Genomic DNA, 26319 nt, shown 5'->3' with positions numbered 1-26319 from the left:
CCATCAGGGCGACACTAATTGTTGAACAATCAGTGTCGCCCTGATGGGGCCTTACCTAACGTTACACTTGTTCTTTATTACTAATATGTCGCCCCGCTGGGACTCAACTATTCATTGCGCAACGTGAATTCTTTTTAGATACGGCTTCTCCGTAAGAACAGAATCATAAGCTTTGGGTGAATTCGATGGCGGAGCGTTTGCTTGCGCTATCAACAGTGGTGTCTCACGAGAGTATTGACCCAATTTTCGTGGAAATTGAGCCTGCCCTTTGATTAGTTTCTGGCCTCGGTGGCTCGGCGTATTGCAATTCTTGTTATATCGTTTTCAGCTTGTTGGGGTGAGCGCCGGTTTGTGAGCTGCTTCCGTCAAAAGTGCGCTGTTTAGCTTTGGCACAGTTTTGTGTAATATTTACTTGACTCCTCTTGTAAATCGCAAACACTATGTCAAACTTTTCCTCTGTTATTCTGAGTATGCTGGTCGGCTTGCTGGCGAGTGCCTGCGTCTCTACCACTCAAATTCGAGCCTTGGCCCCAGCGGCGGTGCAGATGCCCGACAACCTGCAAAGCATTGCCACGGCGAACCGCATCATCCCTACCTCAAGCCGCGGCAAATTCTTCGATGTACTGGAAGGCGTCTTTACTGGCGAAGGTATTGGGGTGGACCGGGCCGGAGCCGACGAATGCGTGAACATAGTCGGACAAGCTCTGGCCAATAACAGCTTCCGCTTCAAGGTGACGCAGGCGCAACTGCAATTGCAGGGCCGCTCCCGCGAGTTTTTTCTACCTCCCTTGGAGCCGCGCGCCATCAAAGCGCTTTGCCGCCAAACCAGCGTCGATGGCCTCGTGGTGCTCGAAGCATTCGACTCGGATATGAGTTTGACCCGTACGAATGGAGAGCGTACTTACAAAGACAAAGAAGGCAAGGAGCACAAGGTGCCCACCGTGCGCGTCAACATGCTAATGAAGGTGGTGACTGGCTTCCGAACGTATGGGGCTCAGGGCTTCATAGTGGACCAGGCTAGATTGGAAGACCAGCTAGGGTTTGTGGGGGAAGGCGACAATTACCAGGCTGCGTTGCGCCAACTGCCGCCACCTACTGAATGCATTTTGCGGGTGGCGCGCCTGGCCGGGGATAAGTATGCCCGTCGCATCGCGCCTTCTTACGTTACGCTTCAGCGCAGCTATTTTCCTAAGGCGAAAGGAGATGAACTCATGCGCCAGGCCAACGTGCGGGCCAGTACTGGTGATTGGCAAGGAGCCGCTGCTCTTTGGCAGCGAGCAGCTAAAAATCTGAATTCTAAAATTGCCGGGCGCGCTTTTTATAATCTCGCGGTGGCCAACGAAGTTCGCGGCAATTTGACGGAGGCCATAGAGTGGGCCAAAAAATCGGCGTATACCTGCGACAACCGGCCTGCTCGTGGCTACTTGCGCACTCTACAGGTACGCCAGCAGGAATACGCCCTGATTGAGGAGCAGCTGAAAAGCCTGCCAGTTGAAAAGTGATAACAAAGTTGGTTTAACCGTGTCGTCGGGCTACCTTTGCGCCTCGTTTCGGCAAAGTCTGCCGACGATTAATTCATTCCAACTTCTTTCTTATGAAAAGCCTCGAGATTGTAGGGTTTAAAAGAGCGAATCTCGGTAAAAAGGATGCCAAGGCATTGCGCCTGGACTCGTACGTACCGTGCGTACTGTACGGCGGCACCGAGCAGGTTCACTTCTCGGCCCCGGCCATCCTTTTCCGCGAACTGTTGTACACGCCCGAAGTTCACATCGTGGACCTGAACGTGGAAGGCACGCATTACCGCGCCATCGTGCAGGATGCGCAGTTCCACCCCGTGAACGAAATGCTGCTGCACGTTGACTTCCTGGAGTTGCAGGAAGGCAAAGAAGTGAAGATGGACATTCCAATTAAGTTCGTAGGCGTTTCGCCGGGCGTACTGGCCGGCGGCAAGCTGGTGAGCAAACTGCGCAAGCTGAAGGTGAAAGCCACTCCCGAAAACCTGCCCGACTACGTGGAAGTAGACATTTCGGATATGGCACTCGGCAAATCCATCAAGGTGAACAAGGTGGAAGCCAAGAACTACACCATCCTCACCAACGCGCTGGCTCCTATTGCCACCGTCACCATCCCGCGTGCACTGAAAGGCCAGCTGCAAGCCGACAAATAAGATCACGGATTAGCGCGGATTTAAACGGACTTCACAGATTTCGTGGACGATTAATTCCGCCGCTGACCCGCTGACGCTTACCTACCAGGCCGCCTTGTTCGCAAGGTGGCCTGTTTTGTTGCAGCTATGGCATCAAACGCAACAGCTCCAAAACTAAATACGCGTGTTTCACGCATCTTTGCGTTGCGGCGTTGGAGCCGTCTACAAAATCCGTGAAATCCGCTTAAATCCGCGCTAATCCGTGATCTTTCTTGTTCTGGCTCTCGGCAATATTGGGCCGGAGTATGCCGATACGCGCCACAACATCGGCTTTATGGTGGCCGACTATCTGGCCCGGAAACACGATGCACGCTTCGAGCTGGGCCGTCATGCTTTCGTGACCGAAATCAAGCACAAGGGCAAGACGTTCGTGCTTGTGAAGCCTACCACCTACATGAACCTGAGCGGTAAGGCGGCGGCGCATTATCTCACTAGCCTCAAGATCGACAAAGAGAACATGATCGTCGTTACTGATGACCTGGCTCTGCCCTACGGCAAGCTCCGGCTCAAAGGCAAAGGCTCGGCTGGCGGACACAACGGCCTGAAAAGCATCCAGGAATCCATTGGCAGCGACGAATACGCCCGCCTGCGCTTCGGAGTGGATGCTAATTTCTCGAAGGGCCGGCAGGTAGACTACGTGCTCAATCCTTTCTCGGCCGATGAGCAGATTGATCTGCAAACCCACATCGAAAAAGCGGCCGACGCTATTCTGAGCTTTGGCACTATCGGCTTGGAAAGAACAATGAACGTCGTGAACACGAAGTAAGCGTGCGTTGCACTCGCCGACCACATACTAATTCATCAAAAGCAAAAAGCCCAATTCTTGTAGAAAGAATCGGGCTTTTTGCTTTTAACTGGAGTGAAGAATAAATGACCCGCCGTCAGAGCTACGCGATGCTGGAGCCAGGGCGCACGTGGCTGCTCGGCTGCATCAGGCTCAGCGTACCGTCGGCGTTTTCGGCCATCAGCAGCATGCCCTGGCTTTGGATGCCTTTGATTTCGCGGGGCGCAAGGTTGAACAATACTTGAACCTGCTGGCCGATAAGGGCTTCGGGCAGGAAATGCTCGGCTATGCCGCTCACAATGGTGCGCGGCTCCTCAAAGCCAAGGTCGACTGAGAGTTTGAGCAGCTTTTTGGTTTTCACTACTTTCTCAGCGGCCACAATAGTGCCGATGCGCAAATCCATGCGCTGGAATTCCTCGAAGCTCACGTCGTTTTTGGCCGGTGCGGCCACGGCAGCGGCTAGTTCGTTAGCCTTTTTGGTATCGAGCAGCTTCTGTACTTGGGCTTCCACAGTGGCATCTTCAATCTTGTCGAAGAGCAGCGCGGCAGCGGCTAGCTGGTGGCCAGTGGGTAGAGCGTCGGGGCGGCCGGCGGCTTGCCAGGGGCCTTTTTCGGTGTTGAGCATGGCGCCCAACTTCTCGGCAGAATAAGGCAAGAAAGGCTCCAGCAGCGTCACGAGGCTGGCAGCTAACTGCAATGCTACGTGTAGTACGGTGCCGGTGCGGGCCTCATCGGTTTTGATGAGCTTCCACGGTTCCGTATCGGCGAGGTACTTGTTACCGAGGCGCGAGAGGTTCATTAGCTCGTTCAGGGCGTCGCGGAAACGGTAGTTATCAATCAATTCCCCGATGCGGTGCGGGAACTCCCCAAGCTGGCGCAGTACGTCTTCGTCTTCGGTAGTGAAACCAACGGCAGCAGGCACTTTACCTTCGAAAAACTTGTGCGTAAGCACCAGAGCCCGGTTCACGAAATTGCCGAGGTTGGCAACCAGTTCGTTGTTGTTGCGGGCCTGAAAGTCCTTCCAAGTGAAGTCGTTGTCCTTGGTTTCGGGCGCGTTGGCGCAGAGCACGTAACGCAGCACATCGGCTTTACCTGGAAAGTCTTGCAGGTACTCGTGCAGCCAGACGGCCCAGTTGCGGGACGTACTGATTTTGTCGCCTTCCAGGTTCAGGAACTCGTTGGCGGGCACGTTGTCGGGCAGCACATAATCGCCGTGGGCCTTGAGCATCGTGGGGAAAATGATGCAGTGGAACACGATGTTGTCTTTGCCAATGAAGTGCACAAGCTTGGTGCCGGCGTCTTTCCAGTAGGTTTCCCAGGTGTCGGGCAGCAGGTCTTTGGTGGCCGAAATGTAGCCGATAGGTGCGTCGAACCACACGTAGAGCACCTTGCCCTCAGCTCCCGCTACTGGCACGGGCACGCCCCAATCCAGGTCGCGGGTTACGGCGCGCGGGTGCAGGCCCTGATCGATCCAGGATTTGCACTGGCCATAGACGTTGGTTTTCCAATCCTGCTTGTGGCCTTCTACTATCCACTCGCGCAGCCAGGGCTCGTACTGGTCGAGCGGCAGGTACCAGTGCTTGGTTTCGCGCAACACGGGTTGGTTGCCGGAAAGCATGGAGCGCGGATTGATCAGTTCAGTGGGGCTGAGGGAAGTGCCGCACCGCTCGCACTGGTCGCCGTAGGCGTGTTCATTGCCGCAGTTTGGGCAGGTGCCTACGATGTAACGGTCGGCTAGGAATTGGTCGGCCTTCTCATCATAATACTGCTCGGAGGTCTGCTCGATGAACTTGCCTTCCTCGTAGAGTTTCTTGAAAAAGCCGCTGGCTACTTCGCTATGCGTTTGCGATGAAGTGCGCGAGTAGATATCAAAAGAAACCCCGAAATCCTGGAATGAGTCGCGGATGAGGACGTGGTATTTATCGACTACTTGCTGGGGCGTACTTCCTTCTTTCTGGGCCCGAATGGTAATGGGCACTCCGTGTTCGTCGGAGCCACAGATGAATTTCACGTCGCGCTGCTGGGCGCGCAGGTAGCGCACGTAGATATCGGCGGGCAGGTATACGCCGGCCAAATGGCCGATGTGCACGGGGCCGTTGGCGTAGGGCAGCGCGGCCGTAACGGTATAACGTTGGGGAGTGGCAGGCATGAAGGCGGAAATCGAAATGAATACGGCCGAGTTGCGAGGCGAGCTACGCAATTCGGAGTGCAAAGGAACAAGTAAAATGAAGAAAGGTGCAGGCTTAATACTGTATTGACCCAATCAACGTGCAAATACCACTATATTTATCCGGTCTACGGCGGAGGTTGCCGTATCTGACTTCTTTCTCTCATTCTGCCCCACATGAAAAACACCGACCAAGAGCAACCCGCCAAAAAAGCCAAGAAGGAGAAAGATCCTACTGAAAAAGCGCAACGCAAAGCCGCGAAGGCCAGCAAGGAGACTTCTTCTACCATCACCGATAGCCGGTCGGCCAAAAAAGTCACGCAGAAGAAAGCCCTCAGAATTGCCGCCAAACAGCTACAAAAAGAGCTAGACACGCGCATCAACGAAGTAGTGAAGCGCATTCGCAAGGAAACCAAGGCCAAGCTGAAAGAAGTGGTGAAAGACGCCACTCGCCGCCTCGATACCGACATGGAGCGCCTTTTCGAGCAGGCTTTGCACACCATCGTACGCCACCACGAAAACGGTACCAGCGCTGCTTCCGACAGTATTTCGACGGATACCGGAGTTCCGGCTAGCAAGACGGCCAAGCAGTCTGCTGCGCGCCCAGCCGCTCAAAAGCCCGCCGCCAAGAATCCTACCGCAGCCAGCGCTAAGTCGGCCCGGCCAGCTTCGGCCGCCAAAATTGCTGCGGCGAAGTCGGCAGCAGCTAAATCAGCACCAGCCAAGCCGGCCGCTAAACCCGCCGCACCTAGCCGATCCCGCGCTTCTGTTACGCCCAAGCTGACTGCAACCCTCGCTAATGGTACGGCAGCCACAGCCGACGGAACGGGTACTGATAGCAATAGCTAAAGAATAGCTGTTCTAGCAAGCTTTAACAGCCGGCTGCTTCTTCGGAAGCGGCCGGCTGTTTCGTTTTAGTTTATAAAAAGCGAGGAAGAGGCTTACTTATGGCCGACGCACCGTGTCTACAATACCGCCATTCAGCCGGCGCAGGCGAGTTTCAGGGGTGGTCGTGTTGGCCTCGTTGGTGTTAAGGCTTTCGGGGCGCTTGCGGGAGTTGATGCCGCTAGCCTGCTCGCCCAGTGGCACGCGGCCGGGGGTGGCATCCGGCACGGAGCCGCCGTAGCCAGTGCCGCTGTTGTACGCGGCTTGCCGGTCGGCATCGGTGCGGACTTCGGTGGGTGGAGCCGTGGGGCGCGCCACTTCGTTGGAAGTTTCTTGCGTGGTGAAGCAGGAACTTAGCAAGCCAACGGTACTCAGCATGTACAGCCCGGAAAGTACGCGGGCACGAATCGTTTTCATGGGAAGCAGCAACAGGCGGCGCCTACGTTGGCACCACACTAGCTAGAACGGACTATACTGCTGCCTGGTTGAAAATCAGCTCCTTTAAAACTTAAACCAGCTGTGGTTGAACTAGCGCGGCGCGAATTCCATCCCAGAGCTTTACGCGGGCCTGCATACAGGCTGCAGCTACTTCTTGGCTTTCCTGCCAGCGCTGCGCATCGTCTTGGCACAGCTCGCGCACCATCTGCTGAGCCAGCGGCGTGTGCACTTCCTCATCAAGCTGAATGTGGCGGTCGAGGTAGTAGGTGAAGGTATCGAGTTGGCCGGGAAAACGCTGACGCAGATCGTGCACGAGGTGACGGAACATGTCGGGAATCACGTCTTCGCGGCCGAAAGTGAAAGCCGCAGCTATGGCGTGTGGCTTGCCGGAGTCGATGATGCGGAAAGTTTCTAACACAAACTCGCGCACCGAAACCGGGGCCTGGGCTGCTTCTAATGCTTCGGCTACTGAAACGCCGGCTGCCAGCGCGGCCAGGAGCTACTCGATTGGAGCCGTGTCGGCGCCACATTCGCGCATGGAACGCAAGTACAGCTCGAAGTGGCTGGCAGGGTTGCCTTCGGAGTCAACATCCGTTTCCTCTTCCAGCACAATGTCGTTGATGAGGCGGCGCGTGGCCGGATTACCGCGCGGCACCCACGGCACTTCCACGCAGGTCAGCTCCTGCTGCAAAGCCTTGAGCAACGACATAAAATCCCACACCGCAAACACATGGTGTTGCATGAACACGCGCAAATCATCGAGGGTGTGCAGCGACTGATACACGCTGTGGCTGGTGAGACGCTGGCGCGTGGGAGCTAATTGCTGCTGTAGCGCGGTGATGGCGTCCTGAGAAGTTGGCATTGACACTGGAAGTGTGCTGCGCGGCTGACAAAGCCTGCACAACGTTTTCATGAGAAAATAAGTAGCTCACGATCCGAATTGTGTACTACTCAGGAGCATGATTGCTTCTATCTTAAAACAAACAAAGCGAGCCATCGGCTTAGATTACCAACGGTTCGCTTCGAATAATAAATAGATGGCTATTTAGCCTTCTCGAAAGTCATGGCGTAGGAATCCATGCAGTAGCGCTGGCCGGTGGGCTTGGGGCCGTCGTCGAACACGTGGCCGAGGTGGCCGCCGCAGCGGGCGCACATGATTTCGTCGCGGCTCATACCCAAGGTGTTATCGGCGGTTACTTTCAAGCTCGCCTCAGAGGCCGGAGCCCAGAAGCTCGGCCAACCCGTGCCCGATTCAAACTTGGTATCGGAGGAAAACAGCAGATTGTGGCAGCCGGCGCAATAATAAGTGCCTTTAGCGTGGTTGTCCCAGAAAGGATTATTAAAGGGCTTTTCGGTGCCCTGCTGCCGGAGAATGTAGTACTGCTCGGCAGTGAGTTGCTTTTTCCATTCGGCGTCAGTTTTGCGCACTGGAAATTCGTCGGGCTTGCCCGTTACAGGCTTGGGTTTGGGGTAGGCTTTGGCCGCGGCGGTGGGCTGAGTGGGGGCCTGCGGTTTTTCGACGGCTACTGGCTTTTTCTGCGAGCAGGCCGAGTTCAGCGTGAAAACCGACAGCAGCAGAATCAGGAGGGAACAACGCATGGGGTTAGGAAGATAGATTCGCGAACAGGCGGCGCAAACGTGCCGCTTCCGTGGGCCAAACATACGCGCCGCCCATACCGTTCGGTTCAGTAAGAGTCTGTCGGTTTCTATTTCAATACGTTAACTTTTTGATCACACGGGCTTTTGCCGGCAATATTCTGTACCTTTGCGGCCGGAAAAACCTTTGTATGCAGAACATCCGGAACATCGCCATTATTGCCCACGTTGACCACGGCAAGACCACGCTCGTGGACAAGATCATTCACGCCTCGAAGCTTTTCGACGAGCACCAGCAGTTCGACGACCTGATCCTCGACAACAATGACTTGGAGCGTGAGCGGGGCATTACTATCGTCTCCAAAAACGTGTCGGTGCGTTATAAGGACGTAAAAATCAACATCATCGATACTCCTGGTCACGCCGACTTCGGCGGCGAAGTGGAACGCGTACTGAAGATGGCCGATGGCGTGCTGCTGCTCGTCGATGCCTTTGAAGGCGCTATGCCCCAGACGCGCTTCGTGCTAGGCAAAGCCATTGACCTGGGCCTGAAGCCCATTGTGGTGGTGAACAAAGTAGACAAAGAAAACTGCCGTCCCGACGAGGTGCACGAGCAGGTATTCGACCTCATGTTCAACCTCGGGGCTACGGAAGACCAGCTCGACTTCGTGACGCTGTACGGCTCCAGCAAGCAAGGCTGGATGAGCACCGACTGGAAAGTAAAAACCGACAGCATCGTGCCGCTGCTCGACGCCGTAGTGGCCTCTATTCCGCCGGCGCCGACCTTGGAAGGCACGCCGCAGATGCAGGTTACCTCGCTCGACTACTCGTCGTTCGTGGGCCGGATTGCCATTGGGCGGGTGCACCGTGGCACGCTGAAGGAAGGCGCCAACATGAGCCTGATGAAGGCCGATGGCACCATCAAGAAAGTAAAAATTAAAGACCTGCAAGTATTTGAAGGTCTTGGCAAAGTGAAAGCTTCGGAGGTTAGCTCGGGCGAAATCTGCGCCGTAACCGGCATTGAAGGCTTCGACATTGGTGATACCCTCGCCGACGCCGAAAACCCAGAGCCGTTGGAGCGCATCAGCATCGACGAGCCGACGATGAACATGCTCTTCACCATCAACAACTCGCCCTTCTTCGGTAAGGAAGGCAAGTTCGTGACCTCGCGTCACCTGCGTGACCGTCTGTTCAAGGAAACCGAGAAAAACCTGGCTTTGCGCGTGAAGGAAACCGATAAGGAAGACACGTTCCTCGTGTACGGCCGCGGCATTCTTCACTTGTCGGTACTCATCGAGACCATGCGTCGCGAGGGGTTTGAGTTGCAGGTAGGTCAGCCGCAGGTACTGTTCCGCGAAGACGAGAATGGCAACCGCCTGGAGCCCGTGGAGCACTTGGTAGTGGACGTACCCGAGGAAACCGCCGGTAAGGTGATTGAACTGGTAACGATGCGCAAGGGCGAATTAACCATTATGGAGCCCAAAGGCGACTTGCAGCACCTGGAATTCAACATTCCGGCTCGGGGCCTCATCGGCCTGCGCAACAACGTGCTGACGGCTACGGCTGGTGAGGCCATTATGAACCACCGCTTCTCGGCCTACGAACCTTACAAAGGCACCATCCCCGGCCGTATCTCCGGCTCGTTGATTTCGATGGACACGGGCCCCGGCACGGCCTACACCATTGATAAGATGCAGGACCGCGGGGAGTTCTTTGTGGACCCAGGTGAGGAAGTATACGCCGGCCAGGTTATCGGTGAGCACACTCGCCCCAACGACTTGACGATCAACATTCAGAAAGGCAAGAAGCTCACGAACATGCGTGCTTCGGGCTCGGACGACAACGTAAAAATCGTGCCTAAGCGTCAGTTCTCGCTGGAGGAAGCCATGGAATACATCCAGAAAGATGAGTACCTGGAAGTAACTCCGAAATCGGTGCGGATGCGCAAAATTCTGCTCGATGAAAACGAGCGTTTGCGTTCGGCCAAGAAAGTAGACTAACGTTTCGTTTGTCGTTTTTTGTGAAGGAGGCGCGGCTTTAGTCGCGCCTCTTTTTATTGCAGCTGTAGTCGGATTTAAATCTACTGGGCATCTTCAATTGCCGTTCCTTTTTATTCTCTAAAACGTGTTTTGCAGATGGCATTATTTATGTGGCTACGCCTATATCTTTGTCGAATTGAGTAACAAAATCTTTTTACAATTATAGTCCTAACGAGCGGTTAGGAGTGCTGATGAAAAAAATTCTACTCGTGCTTTGGGCTTTTTGCCTGGGGCTTAGTGCGCAGGCAAACGAGCCAGCAAGTACCGCTTTCGAGTTTATTCAAAACAAGGGGCAATGGCCGGCGCAAGTCCAGTTTGCGGCCAATGTGCCTAGCGGGCGGCTCTTTCTAGAACCCACCGGATTCTCCTACAACCTACAGACTCCAAAAGCTGGCTACCACGCCGACGACGCCAATGCGGGGCCAATACAAGGCCATGCTTTCCGCACTAAGCTGGTAGGAGCTCGGTCCGTGAGTCCAGCCATAGGCGAACAGCTCCGACCAACGTACCACAACTACTTTATCGGCAATGAGCCAGCTAAATGGGCCAGCAACGTGCCCCTCTTTAGTGCCGTACGTTACCGACAGCTTTATCCTGGGGTGGATATGGTGTGGCACACAGCTGCCGGCCAACTGAAATACGATTATGAGTTGGCAGCTGGTACCGATCCGGCCCTCATTCGGCTACAGTACGAGGGCCTCGATAAGCTGGAAGTAGTGGATGGAATGCTGCAATTGCATACGTCAGTGGGCGTCATCACGGAGCAAGCGCCAGTAGCTTGGCAAACCGATCCACGAGGACAACGCCATTTTGTAGCCTGCTCCTACGCACTCACTGGTACGGAACTGCGGTTTGCGGTGGGCCAGCATAACCCGCGCTGGCAACTTACCATCGACCCGACGTTGGTATTCAGCACGTATTCGAGCAGTACAGGCGGCTTATCAGCCAACGTAGCGGCCGCCGATGCGCAGGGCCAAGTGTACACGGCGGGCTATGTGATTTCGGCACCTTTTCCGATTACAGTGGGCGCCTATCAAACGCAACAGCTTGGTTCTAATGTAGGCTTACTGAAATTAAACGCCACGGGCAGTATGCTGCTCTATGCTACATATCTGGGCGGCACTGCTCAGGAATATCCTTTAGACATTGCTTTTAGCAGCAATCAAGAGCCTATTCTACTTGCTATTTCGTCTTCTCTCAACTATCCTCTGCTTCCCACTGGCGGCTTCGACCGAACGTTTAATGGTCTCCAAGATTACGTTGTCACCCGGCTAAGCACTGCTGGCAACCAACTGCGTGGCTCCACCTACCTCGGCGGCTCGAACACCGAAGGCGGCTCCCTATCCAGCAATGCCTCAAACATTGTAGTGGCACCAGATGGCGACGTGCTGATAGGCGGCATCACCAATTCCTCTAATTTTCCTACGCAAAACGGTTTTCAGAACACTAGACCTTCCCCAAATAGCAGAGAAGGATTCGTAACGCGGCTTGATGGCACCCTTTCAACGTTGCGCTGGTCCACCTATCTTGGTGGAACTGGCTAAGACCAGATAAACGACCTACTGTTGGCCGCAGACGGTTCGGTTTATGTATGCGGGTCCACTGACAGTTTTAATTTCCCGCTGGGTAGCACTGGTCTCAACCGCACCTTACTAGGTAATACCGATGGCTTCTTGGTGAAGCTCAGTGCCAGTGGCGATGCTCTACTCAACGGCACTTTCCTTGGTACTAATCAAGCTGACATAGCTCGTTTTCTGGATGTAGATGCCAGCGGCCGAATTTTGGTAGCCGGAGCTACTACTGGCGATTATCCTACTACGGCCGGTGTGTTTCAGACCAACACCTCACCAAGCAGGCTATTCATCCATTGCCTCAACCCGGCGCTGAACCAAACCGCGTTTGCTACCCAGATTGGTTTGGGTGGTACTCTCAGCAGTTTTCTTGAGTCCAATATTATCACAGGTTTCGGGGTAGATGGCTGCGGACGACTGCTGTTTAGTGCTTACACTACTTCGCAGAATTGTCCGCTCTCGGCTGATGCGTTACAACGTAGCCCGCGCAGCCTTTACTTAGGCGCGTTATCTGGTAATGCCCAGACGTTGCTATACGGCAGTTACTTTGGAGGGACGCAAGGTTTCACCACGCACTTACACTATGCCGCATCCAACCAAATAACCCGCGCTGGCGATTTATATCACGTGGAGTGCACTACTTCCAACCAGTTTCCCACCACGCCCAGCTCCTATGCGCCCGTTCGTAATAGTGCTGGCAACATCGGGGCTATTTTCAAATTTTCTTTTTCTGGAGCCAATAGTGTACCCGTGCAGGCAGCCGTACCTGCTGTAGCCCCCGGTTGTGCTCCTTTGTTGGTACAGTTTGGCAACAACAGCGTGGGCGGCAACCGCTACCGCTGGAATTTCGGTGATGGCTCATCTATTGATACCACTGCTACGCCGCAACACAGCTTTACACAGCCTGGCCGCTACCGTGTGCGGCTGGAAGTACAAGCGCGGGGAGCTTGCCAAAACACCTCTGACACCACCTCCGTGCTAGTGGTAGCTGGTGGACCGCAGCCGGTGCGCAGCCGCACCGACTCGCTGGAATGTGGCCGGGCGCTGGTGCTTGATGCCGACATTGTGGGAACTTACCTCTGGTCGACTGGTGCCACCAGCCGCAGTATTGCCGTGCAACAACCAGGTGTCTATTCGGTTTCGGTGGCTGTACCGGGCCAGTGTGCGGCCGAGCAACGATTTGAAGTGAAACTAGTACGCTTGGTTATACCACCCAACATTATCACGCCCAACGCCGACGCTAAAAATGACATCTTCAAGTTACTGGACCAGTTGAGCGGCGCCGAGTTGCGGGTCTTCAATCGGTGGGGCAAGGAGGTATACCACGCTTCTCGCTACGACAACACATGGCACGGCGACAGCCAGCCGGCGGGCGTATACTACTACCTCGCCACTCGCGCTGACTGCGGCCTCACTTACAAAGGCTGGCTGGAAATAGCCCGCTAACAAATCTGTAGATGCCCTTGTCCAATAGCGGCTCTTATTGCAAGTGAATCGGCAGTAAGAACTGATGCGGATATGGGGGAGCATGGTTCACTCACAGCGCAGTTTAGTGGACTGAAGGCAATGTCCAGAGCCAGCAGGTTATGCGGCCTACGGGTCGGCAAGATGCCTTGGGAAAGGCCGCACGCACCACTGCTGAATCGGCGTCGGTAGCGGTAAGAATATAGCCGGGGCTGCGGAGAGAGCCTATGGCCCTTGGCGGCACTACCTGCACCGTACGCGGATAGGCCAGGATGTAGAAACGTAGAGAGGCGTTGTAGCCAGGGCCGCCGCCCAACGCAGTGGGTGGTTGCCGCATTTGATAAAATCCCGGAGGAGCAACTACCGCCAACGGCGTTGGCGGCTGCGCTTCATGGCGTAGCGCCCGCAGCCCATAACCCGCCCGCAACTCCTCGAATGGATCACGCCAGTTACCTCGCAGTTCATGCCGGGTTGTAAGGAGCGGTGGAAGCAGGATGAAGGCCGTGAGCAGGACTCGCAAACTTACCCGCTGAGGCCCAGCTGGCAGTCGGCTCAGCAGCCAAGTAGCCAGCCTCGGAGCCCCCAGCCCGACCAGTACTGCTATCCAGGGATATGCTGGCAGCGCATACCATTCTATTCGCGTTTTGGCCGTTGTGAGTACCAGTAGCATACACACCACCCAGCTCAGCGCAAACCATGCTACCCGCCTAGCGCGGGCATCGGGGTGGCGCAGGGCAAAGGGCACAACCAGTGGCACCAAGTAAATCCAGGGAATAAACTTATTGTCTGCCATCCGCGCCAGATAGTAATACCAGGTTTCTTCGTGGTTTTCCAGCGCGGTGCCGAAACGCCCACCTAGCTCGTTGTAGTTGACGGCGGCCCAGTAACCGGGAGCTTGATGCTCACGCAGAACATACCAACTTACTCCCACCGCGGCCCAGCACAGTACTACCACCCAAAAACCCGGTGCAAGCAGCAGCCGCCACCCATTCCGACGCACTAGGCAATACAGCGCCAAACCAGGCATCGGTAACAGCACAGCTACACCCTTGGTGAGAGTAGCCACAATAAGGCCCACTCCCACCCCCAGCCACCAGCGGCGGCGCCCGGTTTCGAGCAGCAGCAACACGGAGATGGCAGTAGTGGTTTGCGCCAGCGTGAGTAGCGCATCGTAGTCGCCAGTGTGGCCGTGGTGTTCTCCCAAAAAAGCTAGCGCACTCAGTAGCACCGTCCCGGCCAAAAGCCCCCCCAGTGGGCGGCGCAGAAATTTGGCCATAAACCGGTAAATCAACGTCACCGTGCCTAGCGCGGCCAGCGCCGCTGGTAAGCGCACGGCCCATTCTGAGGGTCCTAGCAGCCGAATGAGACTAGCCTGCAACCAAATCATGAGGGGCGGCTTGGTATTCCACAAATCAGGCTCAAACCTGTAGGTGGTTATCAGCCAATTGTTGCTTCGCGCCATTTCTAGGGCGTTGACGGCTAAACGAGCTTCATCCCATTGCCGCAACGTAAGGCCACCTAGGTCAGTGAAGAATCCAACGGTTGCTAATATGCCTAATAAGGGGCCAGCCCAGTGAGCTAGTCGGCGGATTTCAGGCAGTGTTGGAGTCATGCAAGGCAGTTTTCAATGAATGATAAATTATGCTGTATTTGATCTTAGGTGGCGGTGTGAGACCGTTATCGGGATTTTACTTGCCCGTCCTAAACGCAAGTTCTACCCCTTGAGGTTAGGTTATGTGGCTAGGATTCCCGCTGGCGTACGGCTTCGAAGGTGAGGATGGCCGTGGCGGTGCTTACGTTGAGCGAGTCGATGGCGCCGCGCATAGGAATGATGATGGTGTGGTCGCAGGCTTCGCGCAGTTCGGGAGTGAGGCCGTTGGCTTCAGTGCCCATTACGAGAGCCGTGGGGCCGCGAAAGTCGCAAAGAGTGTACGGCACGGCCGCGTCGGTGAGGGCGGCGGCGTACGTGCGGATGCCGTGCTGCTGGCACCAGCTCAGCAGTTCCTGGCGGGTGGTGGCCACGGTGGGCACCGTGAAAATGCAGCCAATACTGGCCCGAATGGCGTTGGGGTTATAGAGGTCGGTGCGCGGGTCGCAGACCACGACGGCGGTGGCTTGGGCGGCGTCGGCGGTACGCAGAATGGCGCCGAGGTTGCCAGGTTTTTCCACGGCTTCCAGTACCAGCAGCAGGGGCGCGGCCGTTAGGGGAAGTTGCTGCAAGCTGTGGCGCGGCGGCTGGGCCAGGGCCAGCACGCCGTCGGAACCCTCGCGGTACGCCACTTTCTCGAATACGGCTTTCGACACCTCAAACCATTGCGTCTGGCCTTCGCCGAACAGCTCGCGCAACGCCTGCAACTGTTCTTCACCCGCTAATTCGGGACACACGAACAGAGCTGGCACGGCTACGCCCGCGCCGTGGGCAATAGTTAGCTCCCGCTGTCCTTCGATGATGGTGAGGCCCTGCTCGCGCCGCTCGGACGATTTTTGCTGGAGGCGGAGCAGGTTTTTGATGCGCGGGTTTTGGGGGCTAGTTATGAGGTCGGGCATGGGGTGAGGCGGCGGGCGGCGGCGGCGCGAAGATACGGCTGGTGTTCCAAGGAAGTTGCCGATAGTTGCGGGCTCAAACGCTATTGCGTTATTCTTGCAGCCGCGGAAGCACCTTCGCCCCTGGTTTTACCTCCGCGTTCTATGCAGTTGAAGTTAAGTACCAAGATCCTTCTCGGCTTCCTCATCGCTTTGGCGGTGCTGCTGCTTACGTCGCTGATGGCTTACCGCAGCATTGGGCAGCTTGCCTTTTACACGCGCCAGGTAGAGCACACCTACAAGGTGCTGCAACATACGTCAGAGCTGCGCACGCGGGTACGCGATGCTCAAACGGCGGTCCGTGGCTACCTGCTGCTGGCCGATACCGCGCAACTGGCCGGTTACAAGCTTAACTTAACCAACAGCTACAGCAGCTTCGACTCGCTGCAAATGCTCACCCGCGACAATCCCTTGCAGCAGAGCCGTCTCGATACGTTGCGCCAGTTGATGGCCGATGAAAAGATGCTGCTCGATAAGTGGGCCGCCGCGGTACCAACGCCCTACACGGCGCGCGACTTGGTGCTAGCCGACCAACCTACGCTCCAACGGCTGCGCAAGCTCGTCAACGACATCACGGCCACTGAAACCGCCTTGCTGCGCCAACGAAGCGAGAACCAGGATTTCTACGAAAATACCACGCCCCTTACCATCATTGTATCGGCGGTGTTGGCTATTCTTATCGTGCTATGGCTGTTCACGCAAATCTCGCGGGAGTTGCGGGCTAATCAGCGCCTGCAAACTGAAATAGGGCGCGTGAACCGGGAAATTACCCGCCGTATTGCCATCATCGAGCAACTAGCCGACAAAGTGGTGCAGGGCGATTACAGCGTGAAAATCAACAGTGGCGAGCAGCAGGACAGCCTGGGCAATCTGGCTACGTCGCTCAACCTGATGACGCAAACGCTGGAAGAAACCTTCACTGCGCTTCAAAACCGCAACAACGAGCTGGACCAATTCGCCTACGTAGCCTCGCACGACTTGAAAGCGCCGTTGCGGGGCGTGCTGACGGTGGTGAAATGGATTGAGGAAGAACTGGCCCAGGAGTTGAGCGCACAGATGCGGCAGTATCTGGACATGATAAAAGGGCGCCTGGGCCGCCTCGAAGACCTTATCAACGGCTTGCTGGCGTACGCCCGGGCGGGCCGTACGGAACAGGAACTAGAAGAAGTAAACGTGGCCCAATTGGTGTCTGAAGTGAGGGAATTGGTGGTGCCCCGCTCGTTCACTGTAACTATACCGGACGCGCTGCCAACTTTTCTAGCCAACCGGCTCAGCCTGGAGCAAGTATTCACGAACCTGCTGAGTAACGCCGTTAAATACCACCACACCGGCGCGGGCACTATCACCATCGGTTACCACGACATTGGCAAGTGCTACGAGTTTCGGGTGCAAGACGATGGGCCGGGCATTGCGCCGGAGTACCATGAGAAAATCTTTCTCATCTTTCAGACCCTGCGTGACCGGCACAGCGCCGAAAGCACGGGTATTGGCCTGAGCATCGTCAAGAAAATTATTGACGAGCAGAAAGGCACCATCCACGTCGAGTCGGCAGTGGGGCAAGGCACGGCATTCGTATTCACCTGGCCGAAGTGAGTTGTTGGTGCTTGGTTATTGGTGCCTAGTGCTTAGTTGTTGGTACGTAGTGGGCGAATATGTTTTCTAGGTGTCTTACCTTGAATAAAATTGGGGTTGACTGTGCCTCCATCCAGTAAATAAGCGAGATTCGCGGAGCCTGCCATTTTTGGCAAGGTGAAAGAGAAAAGTCCGAGCCTGCTCATTGGCTACTTCTACTAGTGCCTAAGCACCAAACACTAACAACTAGGCATCAACAACTAAGCACTAACACAACCTATGCGCTCAGTATTGCTTGTTGAGGATGATTTTTTCGACACGATGACCGTGAAGAAATCATTTGAGAAATTCAACGTGCAGCACCGGCTGTACACGGCTTTCAACGGTCTCGAAGCCCTCGACCTGTTGCGGGGTGAAAACGACGTAGAAGCCATTCGGCCGCTGCCCGAGGTGATTCTGCTGGACCTGAACATGCCCAAAATGAACGGCCACGAGTTTTTGGCTGAAATTCGCAAAGACCCGCAGCTAGCCGAAATTCCAGTCTTCATCATCACCACCTCGGCAATGGATGTGGACCGGCTCAACGCTCAGCACCTGGGAGTGAGTGGCTACATTCTCAAACCTTTGGATTTTGAAACCAATTCTGATCTGGTGGACAGCATGAGTCTACTGGAAAAGCTGCTGAAATAACGACCTTGGGCTAGCATTTCGGGCTGAAGTGGTGCCGGTAATTCTAAACGGTAGCTGGTCCGTTTCTTGCTGCAAACGCCCGGCTTCATGTAATTTTCAACTGCCGCGCGTCATTTACTCTCTCACTTCCTCGCTTTTCGTCTGCTATGATGCACCGTTCTGTTTTGCTGCTGTCGGCCGGCTTATGGCTGGCACTGCCTACGGCCAGCCGGGCCCAGGATGCACCCCGCCAACTCAGCACGCTGCCTCCCGCCGCTCCTACCCCGGCTCCTGCTCCCGCCGATACGGCCCGCCGTGCCGCCCCGCGCCAGTTGGCTTCCCCGCCTACCCTCCCCGACTCGGTGCGCCAGCAGCAACAGCAACAACAGCAGCGAGGCGTGCTGCCGCCGGCCAACACCACCCGCTATTCGGTGGGCTTGAAAAACGGCCAAGTGTACAAGGGCTTCGACGTGCTAGTAAAACAGCCGCTATTTGGCCGCTCTTTCCTGCTCGTAGACGGGCAGCAGCGTTTCGACTTGGATCAGGTGCGCTATTACGAAGATGAAACCGGCTTCTACGTGCGCACTACGCTGCCCGGCCGCTCGTCCCGCGAAGCCACATTGCGCCGCGACAAAATTGGCCGCATCAGCCTGTATTCCATCACGAGCACTCAATACGCCGGCAACAGCTTCGGCGGGCCCTATGGCTATGGCCGCTACGGCGGCTTTGGTGGCCCCTTCGGCTACGGCGGACCGGTGTACCGCACCACCAAAACCGAATACTTCAGCAAGGATAACGGCCCTATTGAAAGCCTGAGTGTGCGCAACTTAGCCATAGCCACCGCCGACAACCAACTGGCTACCAACCTGCTGCTACAGGCTCGCCAGTACCAGACGTATACCACTCTGAGCTACGTGGCGGCTGGGGGCCTGCTGGTAGCCGGGCTGGCCACCTCGCTCGGCTCCAATAATAGTGGCCCCAGCATTTCGCCGCTGGTGTATGCAAGCTTGCCGTTTCTCGTGGTGCCGTTGGTGCTAGGCGGCAAAAGCCAGAACAACGTCCGGCAAGCCATTAGTATCTACAACCGCGGGCAATAGGTGAGTGGTATCTAGGCCCTGGAATGAACCTGAACTCTCGTGTTAGCCGTAGGCAAGGGATGTGAAACCTGCCCTCTTCCCCGTCGCCGATCCCGATTTTGCAAGCCGCCAAGAAAAGGCGCTCCTGGTACACACGCGGCTGTGCGCGGAGTACGGAGCGCCTTTTCCATTTTTCAGCACCAAAGACCCGCTCAGCGAATTAATTAGCGCCTTGCTTTCGCACCGCACCCGCAACCAAGACTCGCACCGCGCCTACCAGCAGCTGCGGACCCGGTTTCCAACCTGGGACGCCGTGCGCGACGCGCCTACCAACGAGGTGCAGGAAGCCATCAGCCCCTGTACCTGGCCCGAGCAGAAAGCGCCACGCATTCAGGCCGTGCTGCGCGAAATCAGCCAGCGCTGCGGTGGGCCTTGCGACCTGGCGCTGCTGGCCGATAAGCCGGTGGCGGAGGCGCGGGCCTGGCTGGAAGCTATTCCGGGCGTGGGGCCCAAAACCAGCGCAGCCGTGCTGCTCTTTAGCAACCTGCGCATCCCGGCCATGCCCGTCGACAGTCACCACCACCGCGTGGCGCAGCGGCTGGCCCTCATTGGGCCGAAGGTAGACGAAAAAGCGGCGCACCGCCTGCTGGAGGCGTTGTTACCATCCGATTGGGACGCGCAGCAGGTGTATGACCACCACGAAGCCTTCATGTACCACGGGCAGAAATGCTGCTACTTCCACACGCCCGCCTGCGGCCGTTGCGTGGTGCTCGACCAGTGCCCATTTGGGCAGGCGCGGGTGAAAGGAAGCGAGTAAGTTGAGCCGGAGGCCAGTTTGGTTGGAGTTTCTGTGCTCTTTCCCGTAGAATAGCATTTCAGAAGCGTCCATCACAAATCCTTCTTCCATGAAACAGACCTACGGCGTACCCGCGCTGCTTTCGTTTTTCATTCCGGGCCTGGGCCAGCTCATCAAAGGCCAGATCCTGAAAGCCTTTCTCATCTGGGCCGTGGGCGGCGCGGTAGGTTTTCTGCTCGCCTGGACCATTATTGTGCCGTTCGTCATCTGGGCCTGGAACGTGTACGATGCCTACAACGACCCCGCCTAGCACGGACCAAGCAGTAGCGCGAAAATCCGTTCCGCGACGAGCCGCAGGCGAGTTCCTACGCGGTTGAGCCGTAGCGCGAAGCTCCAGCTTCGCGCATCGTTGCACGATTGAAACCGCGCCGTAGCAACGTCCTCGTTCAACCTCAGCAACGATGCGCGAAGCTGGAGCTTCGCGCTACTATGTTCAACTGGCGCGGGCCCGGATACTCGCTCTGCTCGTGCGCGAAGCCGGATTTTCGCGCTACGGGCCGCTTACCCTTGGCGGAGCCGCTACGTCAAAATTCTCTGCCCTTTACAAACTCAGCCGCGAAGGGGCTATCGGCTTGGCCGAAGGTGATTTGCTGGGTTTTGCTGCTCAACACTTCCACCTGGCCCCCTAGTTGCTTCACAGCATTTTCGGCCTCCACCGATAGCGACGTGGTGCCTTCTATATGAATGAGCACCGCGCCAGCGTAGAATAGCCCATCGGCTACCAGGGTGTGGCGCAGCATCTCGCGGTATTTTTTCTGATTGTTTTCTTTGAGACGGTCCAGGTGTTGGCGCAACTCGATGCGCAACTCGCCATTCAGCCGCCGCGACATCACTTGGTTGAATTCGAACTTCTGAATCTTCTCCACATCCAGGCTAGCTGACAGCGGCGCCGGCAGGTTGGCTAGTTGCAGGTCGGCACTGGTGTGGAGTTCACTCTTCAGATCGATCTGGGCGAAGAAAGCAGGCACGATGGGCACCGCGGCCAAGCGCTGGCGCAGGTCCTCGCGCGTGTCGCGGTCCAGGTCGAGGTGGTCGATGATGTTGTCGCCGGTGGGGTCGAGGCGGCGCGAGAAAAGTCCCTTCCATTCGTATAACTCACCGAGCAGCAGGTCGCTGGGAGAGCGTGGAAGTAGTTCGGCACTGAACTGGCGGCGGAATTCTTTGAGGTTAGGCATCGTGCGTAGAGGTTAATTAGTGAGACACTTGTAAAGCCAAAAAACGCTGGGGAAACGTGGCACAGTACCCGTTTCACCAGGCGGCGGCGCGCAGCAGGATTTTTCCGGCCAGCGAGCCCGATGAGCGTAAATTGAATTCGTAGGCGGCCTGCGCGTCGGTGTTGGTTCCCGTATTGGGCACTTCCGTCCAGTCGCCGCCCGCGTCGGAGAGCCAGCGGTACGCCACGGTGGTGGGCACATCGGGCACGTTGGCACCCGCCACGCGCATCTCCAACGATTCGCTGTAGATGGTACGCTCGGGGTAGCTGGTGTCGAAGAAAAACCCATCTTTCACCCGGAACTCGACCACCCGAAAAGCCAGCAGGAAATGCAGCGCCGGATCGTTGGGGCGCGCCAGCCGGGAGTTCAGGAAGGCGGTATGCATCTTCAGCCGCAGGTCGGGGGTAATGGCGGCCCGGTCGAGGCGAATGGCATTTTCGCAGGGCACTTGATTGCGCTGGTGCAAATAAGCATTGGAACCCCGCACCGAAAGCTTGAATTCGAAGTCGTAGAACAGCTTCACGTTGCTACCAGTGGGGGCCGTATTCACTTGCAGCCCGCCCAGGGTGATGTCCACCTTCACATCGCCGAACAGAAAGCGCTGGATATTTTCGAAGCTCTCGTAGCTGTTCACGATGCCCCGATAGCCGGAGTGGGCCCGGTGCACATTGGCCGTAAAAGCCTGGTTCTGTTCCTCGTACCCCTTACCAGACGCCGGGCGCGGACCAGCCACGATGTAAGCGCGGTCCTGGCGCACGAGGCCATCGGAGTAGGTGCCCGTCACGTTGCGCACCACCCCGTAGGAACTGTAGTCGCTCCCGATAATGCACAGGCACTTCTCGACCGGAAAGCCGCTTTTGCCCAGGCTGTGCACGTCGTAGGTGTATTCCTTGCCGGTTTTGTGCTCCAGGTTCAGGTACTGGCGCATGCGCTTTTCCTGAAAGATGTTGGAGTCAAAAGGATTCAGTGCCTGCACGATGGCCTGCTCTAGGAAATCGGGCACCCGGCCCAGGTCGATGCCGCGGTGCGGGGTGCCCATCGTGACGAGGCGGTGCACTACGTCCTGCGGGGCCTTTTTGTACTGGTTGGGCAAGATGTTTTGGAGCAGGCAGCGGCTCACGAGGCCGCCCATAGAATGCGCTATCAGAATGACTTTGTAGCCCGTGAGCGGGTCGTTGGGGTTGCCGGTGGCCGCGCGAAGGCGGGCCGGAATCACGTTCAGAATCAAATCGGCTAGCTCCTCGGCGTGCGCTTCGATGCTGCGCACCTGACCACTAATGAAATCCTGGTCGTAGAAGCGCGGCACCCAGATGCTGCGTTGCGGGTTTTCGGCTTCGCGCAGGCCCTCGTTCACGGCGTCGAGGTAGCGGTAGTTGCCAAGCTTCATGAACCGGATGAGCTGCCCCTCGAAGATGTCGGCCACCTGCCGGTTGCTGCCCGCGGTGTTGGGCGAGGCACCCGGCGGCGTGGGGGCCTGGCGCTTTTCCACGGAGGTAGCCGCGAAGCCGTAGTAGCCATCGTTGAACACCTGCTCCCGCTCATCGGGGGTCATGGCGTAGCCGCGCACATAGACGATGGGATAGTACGGCGGCTCAAACTGAAGAACGACAGGACTTGCGGGAGGCGGCGTAGGTTGCGGCGACATAGGAGAGAAATAAGTGCGTTTTAGATGGAGTTACCGGGTCCTGCCGTGCCACACGCGGCCGGCTTTCCATCTGGGCCTAGCGGGCGGGCTACGGACTGAAGTCCGTGCCACATAGCTTGGCCTCTGCAAACTTGGGGCGGCTTTGTCTTCGGCTATTTTTCGCGGCCGCGTCAACCACCGGCTGGCGCCTACGAGCGGAATAAGTCTCTGCTTGTGGGTGGCAGCAAGCTTTTGAATGAGGCGGGCCTTTCGGAGAGGTTAGCTGGTACTGCGTGTGCGCGTCATCACTGGGTTCTTTTGCGCGGCGGGGCCGCAGTGAAACCTTCTGCCTGTCTCACCCTCCATTCAATATGGCGTAATGAGCAGCAGAAAGTTGAAATGCAAGGAGAAACGCGCGGTGTGCAGACGCAGTACCCTAGCCAGTAGCCAGGGAATCGTGGATAGCAGAGCAACTCGTCAAATATAGACTTTTGTGCACATGAGTGCGTGTTATTTATTGATGACTCGCGGAGAGTGAATCAGGCCGAAGTTCGGGCGTTTCCGCAGGCTTAATAACGGCACGAGCGGACAACCTGAACCGGGCTTTGCGTATAACCGGCTGTAGTCTCTCACCCCTACATTCGGCTTTCTATGACATTTCCTATCTGGGCGCAAGCGGGTTTTTGGGGGCTAGTTTCGGGCTCGGCGCTTTTGCTGGGAGCGGCCATCGGCTATTTCACGAAGGTGCCCCGGCGGCTGATTGCGGCTATTATGGCTTTCGGCAGCGGGGTGTTGATTTCGACACTTTCGCTGGAGATGATGGAGGAGGCGTATCGCAAGGGCGGGCTTTCGTCTACGGCGGCGGGCTTTGTAGGCGGGGCCTTGGTGTACACCGCCGCCAACTGGCTGCTGGCCCGCTACGGTGCCAAGCACCGCAAACGCTCCGGCCCGCAGCAGGAGGAAGAGCGGGCGGCCGTGCAACAAGACCAACAAGGCGGCGAAGACCAGGACGACAACGGCCTGGCGCTGGCCGTGGGCGCGTTGCTCGATGGTATTCCCGAAAGCATCGTAATTGGACTCAGCATGTTAGCGGGCGGGGCCGTGAGCATGGTTGCCGTGGTGGCTATCTTCCTTTCCAACCTACCCGAAGGACTTTCCAGCGCGGCGGGCATGAAGCGGGCGGGCCGCTCGGCGCGTTACGTGCTGCTGCTGTGGGCTGCTATTGCGTTGGTTTCGGGGGTGGCATCATGGGTGGGCTACACCGTATTCAGCGGCTTCTCCGACGAGGTAGTAGCGGCTACGATGGCCGTATCGGCCGGGGCAGTGCTGGCCATGATAGCCGACACGATGATACCGGAGGCTTTCGACGTAGCCCATAATTTCACGGGGTTGATTACGGTGCTGGGCTTTCTGGTGTCTTTTTTCCTGAGCAAGATGGCGTGAGGCATCCTGCCTGGGAGCGGAGCGTTGTTTACCGTGTCAGGCAGAGGCGCGGCCGAAGCATCTCGCGTACTGACATTGTGGTGCTAATCAAAAGAAGTTACCACCCTAGCGAGATGCTTCGGCCGCGCCTCTGCCTGACCGTTCAAACCAGCCATACCATTCCCACAGCGGCTACTATCTATACGCGCTAGATGGCGATACAAACGAGCTAGACGACGCTACAAACGAGCTGAATGACGATAAAAGTGAGCTAGACGACACTAAGTGTGAGCTAGATGGCGATACAAACGAGCTAGACGACACTAAGTGTGAGCTAGACGACGATAAAAGTGAGCTAGATGGCGATACAAACGAGCTGGATGGGGGGTTGTATGCGCTAGACAGCCCTGTTGATGTGCTGAACGGCGGCGTACGCAGTCTGGACGGCCCCTCGCGCGAGCCAGACGACGGCGCAAACGTGCTGGACGGGTGCGAAAGCCGACTATGGGCGGGTCTGCCCAAACTATCTTTAGCGCCATATACACACGAAAAAGCCGTCAGATTCCCCCCTGACGGCTTTTTCTCCCCACCCGGGGTACCCGGCCACCGTCGTCCCAACTTCCCACGGTTGGTCTGGTGGCCGGTTATGGGTTACGCGCTTTCTTCTACCAGCTCGCGGCGGTAGGTGCGCTCAAATTCTTCGTCGATGTGATACGTGGATTCCTCGTGCTGGCTGAGGTCGAGGCCAAGCTCTTCTTCCTGTAGTTTCACGCGCAGCCCGAATAGCCGGTCGGTCAGCTTCAGGAGCACCCACGAGCCGACGAACGAATACGCAATTACAATCAGGAGCCCTAGCACGTGGTAGCCGAATACGGTGGCCGTGCCGTGCACCAAGCCTACTTTGTCGGCGAATACGCCCGTGAGCAGCATCCCGACGATACCGCCGAGGCCGTGGCAGGGAAACACGTCCAAGGTATCGTCGATGGTGGTGCGGCTGTTTTGCCAGTGCACGGCGGCGTGGCTGATGAGGGCCGCCAGCACGCCGAACAACAGGCTTTGTCCGTAGCTAACGTAGCCGGCGGCCGGCGTAATAGCCACCAATCCAACCACTGCTCCGGTACACGCTCCGACAGCCGTTGGCTTGCCGCCGCGTACCACTTCTACCAGCAGCCACGCAATAAGCGCCGCCGCCGAAGCCAGGTTGGTGTTCACGAAGGCCGTTACGGCCAGTTCGTTGGCGCCTAACGCGGAGCCAGCATTGAAGCCAAACCAGCCAAACCAAAGCAAACCCGTGCCGAGCAGCACGTAAGGGACGTTGGGCGTGGAGAAGGACGTATTGCGCAGGTGCGTGGAGCGGCGGCCTAGCACCAACGCCCCAGCCAGTGCCGCAATACCAGCCGAAATATGCACCACCGTTCCGCCCGCAAAATCCAGCACGCCCCATTTATGCAGGAAGCCCTCCGGGTGCCAGGTCCAGTGGGCCAGCGGACAGTAGATAAAGAGGCCAAAGAGCACCATAAACGCCAAATAGCCCTTAAAACGAACTCGCTCTGCAAAGGAGCCCGTAATAAGGGCCGGCGTGATAATGGCAAACTTGAGTTGGAAAGCGAAAAAGAGAATGAACGGAATAGTGGGTGAAAGCAGTGGGTGCGGTGCCGTACCTACGTCGCGCAACAGGGCGAAGGTGAGTGGATTGCCGATGAGGCCGTGCCAGGAATCGCCGTAGCACAGGGAGAAGCCCACGAAGTAAAACATCACCGAGATGATGCCCAGCGCCACAAAGCTTTGCAGCATGGTACTGATAACGTTCTTGGGCCGCACCATGCCGCCATAAAAAAACGACAGGCCCGGCGTCATAATCAGCACGAAGGCGGTGGCAGTGAGCATCCAGGCTACATCGGCGGCATTCAGGGAGCCGGGTGCGGCAGATGGATGCGCAACTTCCGTGAAAGCCGACACCAGCGTTAGGGCCACTAAAGCCACCAAGGCAAGCATGCTTAGGCTGGTACGGCGCTTGGCAGAAGAAATCATAACCACGAAAGTAGCCAGGTTTTAAATTTAAGGTCAATATACGTTGTCTCGTGTTATTTTTGCAAGCACCACCCTATTTTGTAGGGTGCATTTTGGTAAATCATCATATAAAATAACACATA

Annotated in this window: 21 protein-coding genes and 1 pseudogene; 13 read left to right on the top strand and 9 right to left on the bottom strand. The window is 56.8% G+C overall.

Translation table 11 applies throughout. The features are described from left to right. Window positions 1-440 precede the first annotated feature (440 nt). From ACYSMN_RS11300 to pth, 3 genes are all read left to right on the top strand, one after another. Window positions 441-1502: a DUF6340 family protein gene (locus ACYSMN_RS11300; protein WP_488923986.1), complete on the top strand. Its 1062-nt coding sequence runs from the start codon at window positions 441-443 to the stop codon at window positions 1500-1502. Between the two features lie 92 nt (window positions 1503-1594). Next, window positions 1595-2167 carry a 50S ribosomal protein L25/general stress protein Ctc gene (locus ACYSMN_RS11295; protein WP_488923985.1) on the top strand — a complete coding sequence of 191 codons (573 nt, stop codon included), beginning with the start codon at window positions 1595-1597 and terminating at the stop codon, window positions 2165-2167. Between the two features lie 241 nt (window positions 2168-2408). Beyond that, a complete protein-coding gene (gene pth, locus ACYSMN_RS11290) occupies window positions 2409-2972 on the top strand; it encodes an aminoacyl-tRNA hydrolase (protein WP_488923984.1) in 564 nt (187 codons plus the stop codon). Between the two features lie 121 nt (window positions 2973-3093). Here the strand turns inward: pth and metG are convergent, their stop codons facing one another. Next, window positions 3094-5139 carry a methionine--tRNA ligase gene (gene metG / locus ACYSMN_RS11285; protein WP_488923983.1) on the bottom strand — a complete coding sequence of 682 codons (2046 nt, stop codon included), beginning with the start codon at window positions 5137-5139 and terminating at the stop codon, window positions 3094-3096. Window positions 5140-5334: 195 nt separating this feature from the next. Between metG and ACYSMN_RS11280 the strand changes: the two genes are divergently transcribed. Next, the gene (locus tag ACYSMN_RS11280) at window positions 5335-6006 is read left to right on the top strand and encodes a hypothetical protein (protein WP_488923982.1); all 672 of its coding nucleotides are present in this window, start codon (window positions 5335-5337) and stop codon (window positions 6004-6006) included. Between the two features lie 96 nt (window positions 6007-6102). On the opposite strand, the gene ACYSMN_RS11275 is transcribed toward ACYSMN_RS11280, so the two are convergent. The 3 genes and pseudogenes from ACYSMN_RS11275 to msrB all read right to left on the bottom strand — a co-directional run bounded on the left by ACYSMN_RS11275 (window position 6103) and on the right by msrB (window position 8079). Further along, entirely contained in the window at window positions 6103-6459 is a 357-nt protein-coding gene (locus ACYSMN_RS11275; protein WP_488923981.1) for a hypothetical protein, read from the bottom strand. A 91-nt stretch (window positions 6460-6550) separates the two neighbouring features. After that, window positions 6551-7342 (bottom strand): annotated as a pseudogene (locus ACYSMN_RS11270) (DUF3050 domain-containing protein). Window positions 7343-7521: 179 nt separating this feature from the next. Then, complete coding sequence (msrB, locus tag ACYSMN_RS11265; protein ID WP_488923980.1) at window positions 7522-8079, bottom strand: peptide-methionine (R)-S-oxide reductase MsrB; 558 nt, start codon at window positions 8077-8079, stop codon at window positions 7522-7524. A gap of 188 nt (window positions 8080-8267) precedes the next feature. Between msrB and typA the strand changes: the two genes are divergently transcribed. The 3 genes from typA to ACYSMN_RS11250 all read left to right on the top strand — a co-directional run bounded on the left by typA (window position 8268) and on the right by ACYSMN_RS11250 (window position 13132). Further along, window positions 8268-10076, top strand: coding sequence for a translational GTPase TypA (typA, locus tag ACYSMN_RS11260; protein ID WP_488923979.1), 1809 nt, complete (start codon window positions 8268-8270; stop codon window positions 10074-10076). 230 nt (window positions 10077-10306) lie between these two features. Beyond that, window positions 10307-11659 carry a DUF7948 domain-containing protein gene (locus ACYSMN_RS11255; protein WP_488923978.1) on the top strand — a complete coding sequence of 451 codons (1353 nt, stop codon included), beginning with the start codon at window positions 10307-10309 and terminating at the stop codon, window positions 11657-11659. A 132-nt stretch (window positions 11660-11791) separates the two neighbouring features. Next, window positions 11792-13132, top strand: a complete 1341-nt coding sequence (locus ACYSMN_RS11250) for a T9SS type B sorting domain-containing protein (RefSeq protein WP_488924107.1) — start codon at window positions 11792-11794, stop codon at window positions 13130-13132. A gap of 103 nt (window positions 13133-13235) precedes the next feature. Here ACYSMN_RS11250 and ACYSMN_RS11245 read toward each other — a convergent pair whose 3' ends face one another. Then, window positions 13236-14762, bottom strand: a complete 1527-nt coding sequence (locus tag ACYSMN_RS11245) for an ArnT family glycosyltransferase (protein ID WP_488923977.1) — start codon at window positions 14760-14762, stop codon at window positions 13236-13238. A gap of 128 nt (window positions 14763-14890) precedes the next feature. Next, a complete protein-coding gene (locus ACYSMN_RS11240; protein WP_488923976.1) occupies window positions 14891-15697 on the bottom strand; it encodes a TrmH family RNA methyltransferase in 807 nt (268 codons plus the stop codon). Between the two features lie 141 nt (window positions 15698-15838). Between ACYSMN_RS11240 and ACYSMN_RS11235 the strand changes: the two genes are divergently transcribed. From ACYSMN_RS11235 to ACYSMN_RS11215, 5 genes are all read left to right on the top strand, one after another. Continuing rightward, window positions 15839-17326: a sensor histidine kinase gene (locus ACYSMN_RS11235; RefSeq protein ID WP_488923975.1), complete on the top strand. Its 1488-nt coding sequence runs from the start codon at window positions 15839-15841 to the stop codon at window positions 17324-17326. 258 nt (window positions 17327-17584) lie between these two features. Next, window positions 17585-17995, top strand: a complete 411-nt coding sequence (locus tag ACYSMN_RS11230; RefSeq protein WP_488923974.1) for a response regulator — start codon at window positions 17585-17587, stop codon at window positions 17993-17995. 146 nt (window positions 17996-18141) lie between these two features. Next, window positions 18142-19071 (top strand): hypothetical protein, encoded by a 930-nt coding sequence (locus tag ACYSMN_RS11225; protein WP_488923973.1) that lies wholly within the window; start codon window positions 18142-18144, stop codon window positions 19069-19071. Window positions 19072-19132: 61 nt separating this feature from the next. Further along, window positions 19133-19867 carry an endonuclease III domain-containing protein gene (locus tag ACYSMN_RS11220; protein ID WP_488923972.1) on the top strand — a complete coding sequence of 245 codons (735 nt, stop codon included), beginning with the start codon at window positions 19133-19135 and terminating at the stop codon, window positions 19865-19867. Window positions 19868-19955: 88 nt separating this feature from the next. Next, complete coding sequence (locus ACYSMN_RS11215; protein WP_488923971.1) at window positions 19956-20156, top strand: hypothetical protein; 201 nt, start codon at window positions 19956-19958, stop codon at window positions 20154-20156. Window positions 20157-20430: 274 nt separating this feature from the next. On the opposite strand, the gene ACYSMN_RS11210 is transcribed toward ACYSMN_RS11215, so the two are convergent. After that, entirely contained in the window at window positions 20431-21081 is a 651-nt protein-coding gene (locus ACYSMN_RS11210) for a hypothetical protein (protein WP_488923970.1), read from the bottom strand. A gap of 73 nt (window positions 21082-21154) precedes the next feature. Then, entirely contained in the window at window positions 21155-22765 is a 1611-nt protein-coding gene (locus tag ACYSMN_RS11205; RefSeq protein WP_488923969.1) for an alpha/beta hydrolase, read from the bottom strand. A 630-nt stretch (window positions 22766-23395) separates the two neighbouring features. Between ACYSMN_RS11205 and ACYSMN_RS11200 the strand changes: the two genes are divergently transcribed. Continuing rightward, complete coding sequence (locus tag ACYSMN_RS11200; protein ID WP_488923968.1) at window positions 23396-24187, top strand: ZIP family metal transporter; 792 nt, start codon at window positions 23396-23398, stop codon at window positions 24185-24187. A gap of 630 nt (window positions 24188-24817) precedes the next feature. Here the strand turns inward: ACYSMN_RS11200 and ACYSMN_RS11195 are convergent. Continuing rightward, entirely contained in the window at window positions 24818-26197 is a 1380-nt protein-coding gene (locus ACYSMN_RS11195) for an ammonium transporter (protein ID WP_488923967.1), read from the bottom strand. Window positions 26198-26319: the final 122 nt, after the last annotated feature.

This window comes from Hymenobacter sp. M1-2 (genome assembly GCF_057808495.1).
This window is presented reverse-complemented; position numbering and strand designations above follow the sequence as displayed.